The 12,079-nt window shown below is 69.1% G+C and carries 12 protein-coding genes; 9 read left to right on the top strand and 3 right to left on the bottom strand.

Annotated features, from left to right (window positions below):
- Nucleotides 1-39 precede the first annotated feature (39 nt).
- Nucleotides 40-741 (top strand): DUF4333 domain-containing protein, encoded by a 702-nt coding sequence (locus tag TTY48_RS16870; RefSeq protein ID WP_220658811.1) that lies wholly within the window; start codon nucleotides 40-42, stop codon nucleotides 739-741.
- A gap of 12 nt (nucleotides 742-753) precedes the next feature.
- Here the strand turns inward: TTY48_RS16870 and TTY48_RS16865 are convergent, their stop codons facing one another.
- Entirely contained in the window at nucleotides 754-1,716 is a 963-nt protein-coding gene (locus tag TTY48_RS16865) for a 5'-3' exonuclease (RefSeq protein WP_220658810.1), read from the bottom strand.
- 67 nt (nucleotides 1,717-1,783) lie between these two features.
- On the opposite strand from TTY48_RS16865, the gene TTY48_RS16860 reads away from it, so the two are divergent.
- Both TTY48_RS16860 and TTY48_RS16855 read left to right on the top strand, forming a co-directional pair.
- A complete protein-coding gene (locus TTY48_RS16860) occupies nucleotides 1,784-2,899 on the top strand; it encodes a Xaa-Pro peptidase family protein (RefSeq protein WP_220658809.1) in 1,116 nt (371 codons plus the stop codon).
- 49 nt (nucleotides 2,900-2,948) lie between these two features.
- Complete coding sequence (locus TTY48_RS16855) at nucleotides 2,949-4,394, top strand: sugar porter family MFS transporter (protein WP_220658808.1); 1,446 nt, start codon at nucleotides 2,949-2,951, stop codon at nucleotides 4,392-4,394.
- Here the strand turns inward: TTY48_RS16855 and TTY48_RS16850 are convergent.
- A complete protein-coding gene (locus TTY48_RS16850; RefSeq protein ID WP_220658807.1) occupies nucleotides 4,391-4,789 on the bottom strand; it encodes a pyridoxamine 5'-phosphate oxidase family protein in 399 nt (132 codons plus the stop codon). The genes TTY48_RS16855 and TTY48_RS16850 overlap by 4 nt on opposite strands.
- A 25-nt stretch (nucleotides 4,790-4,814) precedes the next feature.
- Here TTY48_RS16850 and TTY48_RS16845 point away from each other — a divergent pair, with 25 nt between their 5' ends.
- From TTY48_RS16845 to TTY48_RS16830, 4 genes are read left to right on the top strand one after another with little or no spacing between them, the layout of a single operon-like run.
- Nucleotides 4,815-5,600, top strand: a complete 786-nt coding sequence (locus TTY48_RS16845) for an SDR family NAD(P)-dependent oxidoreductase (protein WP_255585793.1) — start codon at nucleotides 4,815-4,817, stop codon at nucleotides 5,598-5,600.
- A complete protein-coding gene (gene cbiE / locus TTY48_RS16840; RefSeq protein ID WP_220658806.1) occupies nucleotides 5,597-6,733 on the top strand; it encodes a precorrin-6y C5,15-methyltransferase (decarboxylating) subunit CbiE in 1,137 nt (378 codons plus the stop codon). Before TTY48_RS16845 ends, cbiE begins: the two co-directional genes overlap by 4 nt.
- Nucleotides 6,730-7,488: a precorrin-4 C(11)-methyltransferase gene (cobM, locus tag TTY48_RS16835; RefSeq protein ID WP_220658805.1), complete on the top strand. Its 759-nt coding sequence runs from the start codon at nucleotides 6,730-6,732 to the stop codon at nucleotides 7,486-7,488. Before cbiE ends, cobM begins: the two co-directional genes overlap by 4 nt.
- Nucleotides 7,488-8,222 (top strand): cobalt-precorrin-6A reductase, encoded by a 735-nt coding sequence (locus TTY48_RS16830; RefSeq protein WP_220658804.1) that lies wholly within the window; start codon nucleotides 7,488-7,490, stop codon nucleotides 8,220-8,222. Before cobM ends, TTY48_RS16830 begins: the two co-directional genes overlap by 1 nt.
- A 5-nt stretch (nucleotides 8,223-8,227) precedes the next feature.
- On the opposite strand, the gene TTY48_RS16825 is transcribed toward TTY48_RS16830, so the two are convergent.
- Entirely contained in the window at nucleotides 8,228-9,433 is a 1,206-nt protein-coding gene (locus TTY48_RS16825; RefSeq protein ID WP_220658803.1) for an ROK family transcriptional regulator, read from the bottom strand.
- Nucleotides 9,434-9,537: 104 nt separating this feature from the next.
- Between TTY48_RS16825 and TTY48_RS16820 the strand changes: the two genes are divergently transcribed.
- Together TTY48_RS16820 and TTY48_RS16815 are read left to right on the top strand one after the other, a co-directional pair.
- Nucleotides 9,538-11,085, top strand: a complete 1,548-nt coding sequence (locus TTY48_RS16820) for a sugar ABC transporter ATP-binding protein (RefSeq protein WP_255585792.1) — start codon at nucleotides 9,538-9,540, stop codon at nucleotides 11,083-11,085.
- The gene (locus tag TTY48_RS16815) at nucleotides 11,082-12,077 is read left to right on the top strand and encodes an ABC transporter permease (RefSeq protein WP_308443063.1); all 996 of its coding nucleotides are present in this window, start codon (nucleotides 11,082-11,084) and stop codon (nucleotides 12,075-12,077) included. Before TTY48_RS16820 ends, TTY48_RS16815 begins: the two co-directional genes overlap by 4 nt.
- The last annotated feature ends 2 nt before the right edge of the window (nucleotides 12,078-12,079 follow it).

Here is a 12,079-nt window from a genome sequence, read left to right as displayed (position 1 = left end):
TCGCCGGGCCTCGTCCGGCGACCGGGGAGGAGTGAACCTATGAGCAACCCGCAGGATCCGAACCAGTGGGCGCAGCAGGGCTGGCAACAGCCCGGCCAGCCGGGACAACAGCCCGGTCAGCCGCCGCAAGGAGCCGAGCCGACGCAGATCGCGCCGCAGTTCGGGGGACAACAGCCCGGTCAGCCGTACGGCGCTCCCACCGGAGACCAGACCCAGGTCGCGCCGCAGTTCGGCGGCGGCCAGTGGCAGGGACAGCCGGGCCAGCCCTTCCCGCAGGGACAGCCCGCTCCGGGCCAGCAGCCCGGCCAGTTCGGCGGGTATCCCGGTCCGCAGCCGGGGCAGCCGGGCCAGCAGTACGGGCAGTTCGCCCCGCAGTACGCCGGTCAGGGCGTTCCCGGGCAGCCGGGTGCCCCGAAGAAGTCGAAGAACGGCCTGATCATCGGTATCGGCGCGGGTGCCGTGATCGTGATCGTCCTGATCGTGGTTCTCGTGGGTTACCTCACGGGCGCCTTCTTCGGCAAGAAGTTCGACAACGCCGCGGTGAACGAGGGGGTCACCAAGGTGTTGAAGGAGAACTACAACGAGTCCGACACCAAGGACGTCAAGTGCAACACCGACGGCGTCAAGGTGGAGGCGGGCAGCACCTTCCAGTGCGATGCCACCATCAGCGGTAAGCAGCGCACCGTGGACGTCAAGGTTCTCGACAGCGACGGCAAGTACCAGGTGGGCGCCCCGAACTGACGCCTCTCGGGCTCAGCCGCGCAGCGCGGCCAGCAGCCTGTCGACCTGCGCACCGATCCGCAGCTCCTCGGCCAACTCGGCCAGGCGCTGCGGATCACGCGGTTCTGCGGGAAGCGAATCGGGCCCGGACATCTCGACGGCGGCATCCCGGCGCACCCACACCACGTCCCACGCGGCATCCAGGTAGTCCGACGAGGCGTTGATCGACGCGGCTGCGCGGGCAGGAAGGGGCGACGGCGTCTGTGCCGCGGCCTCCCGGATCGCGGCGAGGGATCCGTACTGCAGCAAGAACTTCGACGCGGTCTTCTCGCCGATGCCGGGGACACCGGGCAGGCCGTCGGACGGGTCTCCGCGGAGCAGGGCGAGTTCGGCGTAGGCCTCGCCGGCCCGTTCCGGCGGCAGCCCGTACTTCTCGGCGACCTCGGCCGGACCGAACATCTCCGCCTTGGCGATGCCGCGCCCGATGTAGAGGCACTTCACCGGCGGCGGCGCATCGTCGGCCACCTGCAGCAGATCCCGGTCTCCCGAGACCACGATCACGGGATCGCGTTCCTCCTGGGCGGCCAGGGTACCCAGGACGTCGTCGGCCTCCAGCCCCTCGGCTCCGCCGGTGGCGATCCCCACCGCGTCGAGTACCTCGAGGATCATGTCCACCTGCGGTGACAGCGTGTCGGGCACCTCCTCGGCACCGTCCTCGGCGTCCTCGGCCACGCGGTGGGTCTTGTAGGTGGGGAGCAGATCGACCCGGAAGGCCGGCCGCCAGTCCAGATCGAGACACGCCACCAGCCGCCCCGGACGGTGTGTGGCGATCAGCTGGGAGGTCATGTCCAGGAAGCCGCGCAGAGCGTTCACCGAACGGCCGTCGGAGGCCTTCACCTTGTCCGGGATCGCGTAGTAGGCGCGGAACCACAGACCCGCGGAATCCAGGAGCATCAGCGGGCGGGCATGGGCGGCGTCGTTCGTCACGGGAGTCATCGTGACACACCGACGGGCCGGACAGGCCCGGCGCGGAGGTCGCCGGGGCAGTGACAGTATGGAGGCCATGACCGCATTCCCCGCCTCCGTGTACGCGAACCGTCTCACTCGGGCCCAGCAACTGAGCACCGCAGCGGAGACCCCGCTCGTGATCACCCCCGGCCCCGATCTCGCCTACCTCACCGGGGTGGTGAGCGAATCCTTCGAGCGACTCACCGCATTGGTGGTCACCGCCGAGGGCTTCACGCTGGTGGTACCGCGCCTCGAACTGGCCATCCTCAAGGATTCGGCTGTGCCCGGGCTCGCCGATGCGGGCGTCGCTGTGACCGTGGCCGATTGGGTGGACGGCGAGGACCCGTACACGCTGGTGGTCGCCGGGTTGGCGGGCGCATCGCGGGTGGCGGTGGCGGATGCCGTGCCGGCGCTGCACCTGATCCCGCTCCTGGACCGCGGGCTCACCGCCGAATTGGCCACGGCGATCCTGCGCCGACTGCGAATGATCAAGGACCGGGCGGAGATCGACGAGCTGCGCGCCGCCGGCGCCGCCATCGACCGGGTGCACGCCCGGGTCCCCGAGATCCTCCGAGTGGGCCGCACCGAACGTGAGGTGGCCGACGACATCTCCGCCGCGATCGTCGAGGAGGGCCACACGGTGGCCGCCTTCGTGATCGTCGGTTCGGGCCCGCACGGCGCCGACCCGCATCACGAGGTGTCGGACCGGGTGATCGAGGCGGGCGATGTGGTGGTGGTCGATATCGGCGGGCCGTTGCCGTCCGGATACAACTCCGATTCCACCCGCACCTACTCGATGGGGGAGCCCGCGGCCGAAGTCGCCCAGCAGTACGCCGTGCTCGAGCGGGCGCAGGCGGCGTCGGTCGCCGCGGTCCGCCCGGGCGTGAGCGCGGAGTCGATCGACGCGGCGGGCCGCAACGTTCTGGCCGCCGCCGGCCTCGGCGAGTACTTCGTCCACCGAACCGGACACGGCATCGGTCTGTCGGTGCACGAGGAGCCGTATGTGGTCGCGGGAAACGACCTTTCGGTCGAACCGGGCATGGCCTTCTCGATCGAACCGGGCATTTACTTCAGCGGCTCGTGGGGAGCACGGATCGAAGATATCGTGATCGTCACCGAGGACGGATGCGAGCCGGTGAACAACCGGCCGCACGGTCTCACGGTCCTCTAGGCCCGGACACCTCCGGGGCAGGGGCACATTCCACACAGGAGGATCCCGTATGACCCACGGCGGCGGAGCCACGCCCGACGGATCGTCGATCTACGAGGAGGGTGACGGCAACAGCGGCCGAGTCATTCAGATCGCCGTGGTCGCGGCGATGGGCGGCCTGCTCTTCGGCTACGACAGCGCCGTCATCAACGGTGCCACCAAGGCCATCGAGGGCTACTTCGACATCCACGGCTACACGCTGGGGTTCGCTGTCGCCTCGGCACTGCTGGGTGCCGCGGCCGGCGCCATGACGGCGGGCCGCATCGCGGACCGGATCGGCCGGCTGCGCGTGATGCAGATCGCGGCGGTGCTGTTCCTCGCCAGCGCGATCGGCTGCGCCTTCGCGTACGACCTGTGGGTGCTGATCTTCTTCCGGATCGTCGGCGGCATCGGCGTGGGCGTGGCTTCGGTGATCGCGCCCGCATACATCGCTGAAGTGTCACCGGCCCGGATCCGTGGCCGGCTCGGCTCGCTGCAGCAGATGGCCATCGTGCTCGGCATCTTCCTGTCCCTGCTGATCGACTGGCTCCTGGCCTCGCTGGCCGGCGGCGCCTCGAACGATCTGTGGTTCGGACTCGAGGCGTGGCGGTGGATGTTCCTGGTGATGGCGGTGCCGGCGATCGTGTACGGCGCGGCGTCCACGATGATCCCCGAGTCGCCGCGCTACCTGGTCTCCCAGCACCGGATTCCCGAGGCCCGCAAGGTGCTCTCGATGCTGTTGGGGGAGAAGAACCTCGACATCACGGTCAGCCGGATCGAGCAGAGCCTCGCCGGTGAGCAGAAGCATTCCTGGCGCGACCTGATCAAGCCGGGCGGCGGGGTCTACCCCATCGTCTGGGTGGGTCTGCTGCTGTCGATCTTCCAGCAGGCCGTGGGCATCAACGTGATCTTCTACTACTCCAACATGCTGTGGCAGGCGGTGGGCTTCAAGGAATCCCAGTCCAACATCATCAGTGTCTTCACCTCGATCGTGAACGTGCTGGTGACCATCGTGGCGATCATGTTGGTCGACCGGATCGGCCGCCGCCCGCTGCTGCTGATCGGCTCGATCGGTATGGCGGTCTCGCTGGCCACGATGGCGGTCTGTTTCAGCACTGCGGTGATCACCGACGGCGCTCCGTCCCTGAGTGGCGCGGTGGGCGTGATCGCGCTGATCGCGGCCAACCTCTTCGTGATCTTCTTCGGCGTCAGCTGGGGCCCGGTGGTGTGGGTGCTGCTGGGGGAGATGTTCCCCAACCGGATCCGCGGCGCGGCCCTGTCGCTGGCGGCGGCCGCGCAGTGGGCCGCGAACTGGGCCATCACCGTCACCTTCCCCAAGATGGAGGGCAACCTGACGCTCGCCTACGGCCTCTACGCGCTGTTCGCGCTGCTGTCGCTGTTCTTCGTGTACCGATTCGTCCCCGAAACGCGGGGCAAGTCGCTGGAGGACATGGACGGCAGCGTGCCCTCGCGCTAGTTCCGCAGACCGGGCGAGCCGAGCACGCGGGTCACGTCGATCTCGATCACCACGCGCGCGGGGTTCTCGCGAGGAACGCGGTACCGCAGTGCGTACCGGCGCTCGGCCTCGCCGACGTGCTCGCGGTCGGTGTACACGCGAGCGGGCCCCTCGAGGGTGATCCATCGGCCACCGTCCACCTGGGTCACCGCCGCGTAGCCGCCGCGCTCGGCGTTGCGGGCCTTCTGGCTGCCGCCGGAGGTGATCACCCGCACGATCCCGGCCTCGGGGTCGTAGGTGAAGGCGATCGCGACGGTGTGCGGCGTTCCGTCCGCACGGAGGGTGCTCAGGGTGGCGAGGTGCCGCTCGGTGACGAAGGTCGTCGCTTCCGCGTTGAGGTGGGTCACGCCTGCCACCGTAGCCGGGGCCTAGTCTGGAGCGGTGACTCGGCAAGGATTGCCCGACGGTGCGGTGCTGCTGCTCGGTGGGCGCAGCGAGGTGGGCCTGGAGGTGGCGCGACGCATCGCGCCCGGTCGGGACGTGGTGCTCGCGGCGCGCCGCTCGGAGCATTTGGACGAGCAGATCGCGCTGCTGCGGCAGGCGGGCGCCACGGGCGTGTTCCCGATCGAATTCGACGCGGACCGCACCGACCTTCACGGCCGCTTCCTCGACGAGGTGGCGGACCGGTTCGGCCGGATCGGGGTGGCGATCGTCGCCTTCGGCATCCTGGGTGATCAGGCTCGGGCGGAGGCGGATCCCACGCACGCGGTGCAGATCGCGCAGACCGACTACGTGGCGCAGGTCTCGATCCTGCTGGGGCTGGCGAACCTGATGCGGGTGCAGGACGATCGCGCGGGGCGCCGGGGCGCCATCGTCGCCTTCTCGTCCGTGGCCGGGGTCCGCGTGCGCAAGGCCAACTACGTGTACGGCAGCACCAAGGCCGGGCTCGACGGCTTCGTGCAGGGCTTCACCGACTCCCTGCACGGTTCGGGTATCCAGGTTCTGCTCGCCCGGCCGGGTTTCATCATCGGCGCGATGACACGGGATCTGATGGCCTCGGGGGTGAAGCCCGCACCGTTCAGCCGCACCGCGCCCCAGGTCGCCGACGCCACCGTCGCCGCGCTGCGTCACGGGCGGCGCACGGTGTGGATTCCGCCGGTACTGCGCCCGCTCTACGCGGGGCTGCGGTACCTGCCCCAGGCGGTGTGGCGCCGGATGCCGCGATGACGGTGGTGGTGGTCGGCATCGGCGCCGACGGCTGGTCCGGACTCACCGACGGTGCGCGCCGGGAGCTGGAGGACGCCACTGTGATCCACGGCGCCCCACGCCAATTGGAGTACCTCCCGCCGACGGTCACGGCGCAGCGGCGGCCGTGGCCGTCCCCGCTGCTGCCCGGCCTCGACGCGGTGCAGCCGGGCCAGCACGTGCTGGCCAGCGGTGATCCGCTGTTCTACGGAATCGGGGCCACGCTCACCCGGCACCGGCCGGATCTGACACTGCGGGTGCTGCCGCACTTCTCCTCGTTCGCGCTGGCCTGCGCGCGATTGTGCTGGCCGGCCGAGGACGTCACCGTGGTCTCCGCGGTGGCCCGCGATCTAGCGCCGATCGTCCGAGCCGCGCGGACCGGACGCCGGGTGATCGTGCTCAGCGAATCGGGCCGGACGCCGGAGCTGGTGGCGGATCTGCTCGCCGACGCGGGGCTGCAGGCCCGGCTCACCGTCCTGGAGCAGCTGGGGGGACCGCGCGAGCGGGTGTCGCCGTGGCGCCGCGACGCGCAGGTCGACGACCTGAACGTGATCGCGATCGAACCGGACTCCGCCGCGCCACCTTTCGAGTTCGAGCACGACGGCCAGATCACCAAGGCCGATATCCGCGCGTTCACGGTGGCCGCCCTGGTCCCGTCCGACGGGTGGATCTGGGACTTCGGGGCGGGATCCGGGTCCGTCGGTATCAGCTGGGCCCTGGCCGGTGGCGGCTCGGTGGTGGCGGTGGAGCAGCGGCCGGATCGTGCGGAGCGGGTGGCCCGTAACGCGGCCCGCGCGGGCGTCCGGAACGAAGTGGTGGTGGCGGATTCGGCGGCGCTGTCCACCGATCTGCCCGAGCCCGACGCGATCTTCGTCGGCGGCGGGCTGACGGAGACGCTGGCGGCGGCCTCCGTCGGCGTACTCCGGCCCGGCGGAAGGCTGGTGGCGAACACCGTCACCGTCGAGGGGCAGGCCCTGTGCGCGCGGTTGCGCGACCGATTCGGCGGCATCCTCCGGTCGTACACGGTGGCCGATCAACGACCGCTGGGTGCGGGCACCGCATGGGAACCCCGGCGTCCCGTGGTGCAGTGGATCTATGTGAAAGAGGAAGCGTGACCGTCTACTTCATCGGCGCGGGCCCCGGGGCTCCGGATCTGCTGACGCTGCGCGGCGCGGAGCTCCTGGCCCGGTGCGAGGTGTGCCTCTACGCGGGCTCCCTGGTCCCGCAGGAGATGCTGGACCGCTGCCCGCCCGGTGCCCGATTGGTGAACACGGCGCGGATGCCGCTGGACGACATCATCTCCGAGATCGTGGGCGCCCATGGAGCGGGTCGCGATGTGGCCCGACTGCATTCGGGCGACATGTCTCTGTACTCGGCCTTCACCGAACAGGCGAAGCGCCTCGACGCGGCGGGCGTTCCCTACGAGGTGATTCCGGGGGTGCCCGCATTCGCCGCGGCGTCGGCGGCGCTGCACCGCGAGCTCACGGTGCCCGGAGTGGGGCAGTCGGTGCTGATCACCCGGGTGTCCACGCTCTCGACCGACATGCCACCGGGGGAGGACCTCGCCTCGCTCGCCGCCTCCGGGGTCACGCTCGCGCTGCATCTCGCGGCGCACCGCGGACCCGAGCTGACCGCCGAGCTGCTGCCGCACTACGGCGCGGACTGTCCGGTGGCGGTGGTGGCCTTCGCCAGCCGGCCCGAGCAGCAGATCGTGCGGTGCCGGCTCGCCGATCTGCCCCAGCGGCTGTCCGCATCGGGGATCACCAAGACCGCGGTGATCTTCGTGGGCAGGGTGCTCGAGGCCGAGACCTTCGAGGACAGCTACCTGTACTCGGCCGCCCGGTTGCGCGCGCCAGGGGCGAGCCACTGATGGCCGGGCCGACCCGCGTGCTGATCCTGGGCGGCACCGCGGAGGCCCGCGAGTTGGCCGGCCTCCTGGAGCGCGACGAGCGGTTCGCGGTGGTGAGCTCGCTCGCCGGCCGGGTCGCGAATCCGAGGCTGCCCGTGGGCGAGACGAGGATCGGCGGCTTCGGCGGAGTCGACGGCCTCTCGGCCTACCTCGCGGGCGTGGATGTGCTCGTGGATGCGACGCACCCGTTCGCGGCGCGGATCTCCGCCCACGCCGCTGCGGCGGCCGAGCGCACGGGCACGCCGCTGCTCGCGGTGGTCCGTCCGCCGTGGGCGCCGCAGGCGGGCGACCGCTGGACCCGCGTGCCGACGGTGGCGGCCGCGGCCGCTGCGCTCGCGAACCGGCCGGGCGGCACCGCGTTCCTCACCACCGGCCGCCAGGACGCGCACGAGTTCGCCGCGCTCGACGCGTGGCGGTTCCTGATCCGGGTGGTGGACGCCCCGTCGGGCCCACTGCCACGACGGCACGAGCTGCTCCGCAGCCGGGGGCCCTACGCATTCGAGGACGAGCGCGCACTGCTCCGGGACAACGGGATCGACGTGCTGGTCACGAAGAACAGCGGCGGCGAGCTGGTCTCGGCGAAGCTCGCGGCGGCCCGCGATCTGGGAATCGACGTCGTGATGGTGGATCGCCCGGTCCTCGCCTGTGCGCGCACCCTGGATTCCGCGGCGGCCGCCTACCACGCCCTGCGCTGACGCGGTCAGGAAGCGGCGTTGAGGATGCGGGAGTCGACGACGTCCGAGGCGAATACCCGATCGATCACCATCTCCGCTGCTCCGATGACACCAGCGTGGTACCCGGTCTCCGAGGCCACGATGCGCAGCGTCGAAGTCGCCAGCGGGATCGACCGACGGTAGACCACCTCGCGCACACCGGCGAGCAGAGATTCTCCTGCGGCTGCGAGCTCGCCACCTATCACGATCACCGACGGGTTGAGCAGACTGACGCACGTCGCGAGAACGGTTCCGATATCGCGACCCGCTTGTCGCACCAGCGTCGCCGCCGCCGGGTCCCCGCGCCGGACGGCCTCGACAACCTCACTGATCGACACCACCGGCATGCCGGATGCGCGTAACGTGCGGATGATCGCCGCACCCGAGGCGACCGCCTCGAGGCAGCCGGTGTTTCCGCAGTGACAGGTCACGTCGTCCGCGGCCGATAGCGCGACGTGGCCCAGGTCGCCCGCGGTGCCGATCGCCCCCCGGTTCAGCACACCCTCGGAGATGATGCCCGACCCGATTCCGGTGGCCGCCTTCACGAAGAGGAGGTGCCGCTCCTTCGGCCACGTGGATGCGTGCTCGCCGAGCGCCATGAGATTCGCGTCGTTGTCCACCAGTACCGGTGCACCGAACTCGCCGAGGTGCCCGACCACGTCGTAACCGTCCCACCCCGGCATGATGGGCGGTCTGGTCGGCCGGCCGGTCGCATGCTCGACCGGTCCGGGCAATCCCACGCCGATGCCTGCGAGCCGAGGGACGGACACTTCCGCTAGCAGCCGCCGACCATGTTCAAGCACCTCGTCGAGGACTGCCTCCGGTCCATCGGAGATCGACCTGTCCCAGGTGTGTTCGACAAGCACGCTGCGATTGAGGTCGAGCACCGCCATCACGGCGTGCGTCGCTCCGAGATCGATCGCGAGCACCACCGCATGGTGGGCATTCCACGCGAAGCGACCGGCTGGCCGACCGCCGGTGGAATGTCCATCCTCAGTGGTAGTCAGGTATCCCGCCCCGACCAGGGCATCCACCCGCGTGCGGACTGTGGAGCGCGACAGGCCGGTGTGCTCGACCAGATCGGCGAGCGTTCTCGGACGGCCGTCACGGAGCAGCTGAAGGAGGTCGCCCGCACCCGTCCCTGCGGTGCGCGAACGCGGCACCGGGATCCGTTCACCCTGCGACGCAGCCATGACCGACACTCCTTCCGCAATCCGCCGAGATTACCGAACACCTTATCCTGATCCCAATCATTCTTTTGTTGACAATCGCCATAAGTGGTACCTATCGTCCTCATATGGCGCACGTCACACCAGAGATCGACAGGGTCCCGACGCTCACAATGCGTGGGATCGTGAAGGTCTTTCCAGGTGTGCGTGCGCTCGACGGAGTTGATCTGGTGGCGCGGTCCGGCGAGGTTCACTGCCTGCTGGGTCAGAACGGTGCGGGCAAGTCGACCCTCATCAAGGTGCTCGCAGGAGCACATCGCCCCGACGAGGGGACGATCGAGCTGAGCGGCTCCCGAGTCGAGTTTCGCAACCCCCAGGATGCGCTCAGCCACGGAATCGCCACCATCTATCAGGAGCTCGACCTCATCGACGGCCTCACAGTGGCTGAAAACATCTATCTGGGACACGAATTCTCAAAAGGTGGGGTCACCGCGATCGGCAGAACGAACGCCGCGGCGCAAGCCCTCCTCGCGAGGCTCGGCCATCCGGAGATCTCGCCGACCACCGAGGTGGGTGCGCTTCCTGCGGCCAAACAACAGGTGGTATCCATCGCGCGCGCGTTGTCTCACTTGGACGATGGGGAGATGAACCGCCAGGTGGTCATCATGGACGAGCCCACGGCCGTGCTCGACTCCGGCGAGGTGGACGGCCTGTTCGACGTGATCGAGAGGCTCCGCGCCGCCGGCGCAGCCGTCATTTACATATCCCACCGGTTGGAGGAGATTCGGCGCCTCGGAGACCGCATCACCGTTCTCAAGGACGGGCGAACCGTTGCCCGCGACCTTTCGGTCGCACAGACCCCGACCGCCGACTTGATCACCCTGATGACCGGCAGGGCAATCGAGCGCGTCTTCGATCACCTTCCTGCCGTGGATTACTCAGCGGCGCCGATTCTCCGGGTCGCCGGCCTGGGGCGACGCGGCGAGTTCGGTCCGATCGATTTCGACGTCCGCCCGGGTGAGATATTCGGCATAGCCGGACTGGTCGGGTCGGGGCGCAGCGAGATCATGGAGACGATCTTCGGCGCACGCAAGCCTGATACCGGAACGGTCGCCGTTGACGGCAACCCTCTGCGAGCCGGCTCCGTGCCCGCCGCAGTCGCGGCCGGCCTCGGCCTGTGCCCCGAGGAACGCAAATCGCAGGGCCTCGTGCTCGATGACACCATCGCGCGCAACATCACCCTGGCGAGCATCGACGAATGGGCACACCGAGGTGTCATCGACCAGAAAGCTGAACTCGCGGCGGCCAATCGCGTCGCGACGCAGGTCGAGCTCCGTCCCCCGGACGTGCAACGGGTCGTCGGAACGCTCTCGGGCGGCAACCAACAAAAGGTGGTTCTCGCGCGCTGGCTGCTCGGCGACTGCAGGGTACTCCTCCTCGACGAGCCGACGCGCGGCGTCGACATCGGTGCCCGACGCGAGATCTACCAGCTCATAGCCGAACTCGCGACCCGTCGGGTGGCGATCCTCGTGGTGTCCAGCGAATTGCCCGAGGTCCTCGGTCTGGCGCACCGCGTCACCGTTGTCGCGGACGGCCGCCAAGTGCACACCGGACCGAGCGACGAGCTCGACGAACACCGGGTCCTCGACCTGGTGATGGAAGGAAATCGACAGTGAGCGAAGCAGTGGTTGACGACACGAGCCGCCGGTTGCCAGCGGGATTCCTTCGCCTCGTCGGCTTGGGCGTCGCACTCCTAGCGTTATGCGTCATCGGATTGGTCACCGCGGGTGGGCGTTTCGGATCGATTGACAACTTCCTGACAATCCTGCGCCTAGCGGCGGTGATCGGCGTCGTATCGATCGGCATGACCTTCGTGATCACCGGTCGCGGCATCGATCTCTCGGTAGGCGCCATCGTGGCACTCGCCTCCGTGTGGGCCACCACCAGCGGCACGTTCGCCCTGGCGAACTCGCTGGGATGGCCGGTGATCGTCGCGACCGCCCTTCTGGTCGGTGTCGCCGTGGGCCTGATCAACGGTGTGCTCATCGCCTACGGACGGATCGTGCCCTTCATTGCGACGCTAGCCATGCTCGCCGGTGCCCGGGGCCTCGCAGAGATCATCTCGGACAAGAAGACCCAGATCATCACGAACGAGGGCTTCCTAGGCTTCTTCCAGGCGGACGTCTTCGGCGTGCCGATGATCGTCATCATCTTCGCCCTCGTCGCCATCTGCGGATGGTTCCTGCTCAACCGCACCACGTTCGGCCGTCGAACGTTCGCCGTGGGCGGCAACCCCGAGGCCGCTCGCCTGGCGGGAATCAAGGTATCGCGCCACACCGTGCTGTTGTACATGTTGGCGGGACTCACCTGCGGCATTGCCGCGCTCATGCTGATGGCCCGCACCACCACCGGCACTTCGACGCACGGCAGCCTCTACGAACTCGATGCGATCGCCGCGGTGGTCATCGGCGGCACTCTGCTCAGCGGCGGCCGCGGCACCATCATCGGCACCGTGCTTGGTGTCCTCATCTTCACCGTCCTCACCAACATCTTCACCCTCAACAACTTGTCCGTATCGGTGCAATCGGTGGCCAAGTTCTTCATCATCATCGGCGCCGTCCTCCTGCAGCAGCACCTCGCCCAGCGTGCGGACCGCCGCCCCTCCTGATC

Source organism: Tsukamurella sp. TY48, assembly GCF_019656655.1.
Taxonomy (GTDB): Bacteria; Actinomycetota; Actinomycetes; order Mycobacteriales; family Mycobacteriaceae; genus Tsukamurella; species Tsukamurella strandjordii.
The sequence above is the reverse complement of the archived record's forward strand: the minus strand, read 5'-3'. Positions and strand labels throughout refer to the sequence as shown.

What these genes read in the sequence shown, in the direction of transcription:
- TTY48_RS16865 (WP_220658810.1), bottom strand. Translation starts at nt 1,716, where the DNA reads ATGACTCCCGTGACGAACGACGCCGCCCATGCCCGCCCGCTGATGCTC.
- TTY48_RS16820 (WP_255585792.1), top strand. Translation starts at nt 9,538, where the DNA reads ATGGCGCACGTCACACCAGAGATCGACAGGGTCCCGACGCTCACAATG.
- TTY48_RS16825 (WP_220658803.1), bottom strand. Translation starts at nt 9,433, where the DNA reads ATGGCTGCGTCGCAGGGTGAACGGATCCCGGTGCCGCGTTCGCGCACC.
- TTY48_RS16870 (WP_220658811.1), top strand. Translation starts at nt 40, where the DNA reads ATGAGCAACCCGCAGGATCCGAACCAGTGGGCGCAGCAGGGCTGGCAA.
- TTY48_RS16855 (WP_220658808.1), top strand. Translation starts at nt 2,949, where the DNA reads ATGACCCACGGCGGCGGAGCCACGCCCGACGGATCGTCGATCTACGAG.
- TTY48_RS16830 (WP_220658804.1), top strand. Translation starts at nt 7,488, where the DNA reads ATGGCCGGGCCGACCCGCGTGCTGATCCTGGGCGGCACCGCGGAGGCC.
- cbiE (WP_220658806.1), top strand. Translation starts at nt 5,597, where the DNA reads ATGACGGTGGTGGTGGTCGGCATCGGCGCCGACGGCTGGTCCGGACTC.
- TTY48_RS16860 (WP_220658809.1), top strand. Translation starts at nt 1,784, where the DNA reads ATGACCGCATTCCCCGCCTCCGTGTACGCGAACCGTCTCACTCGGGCC.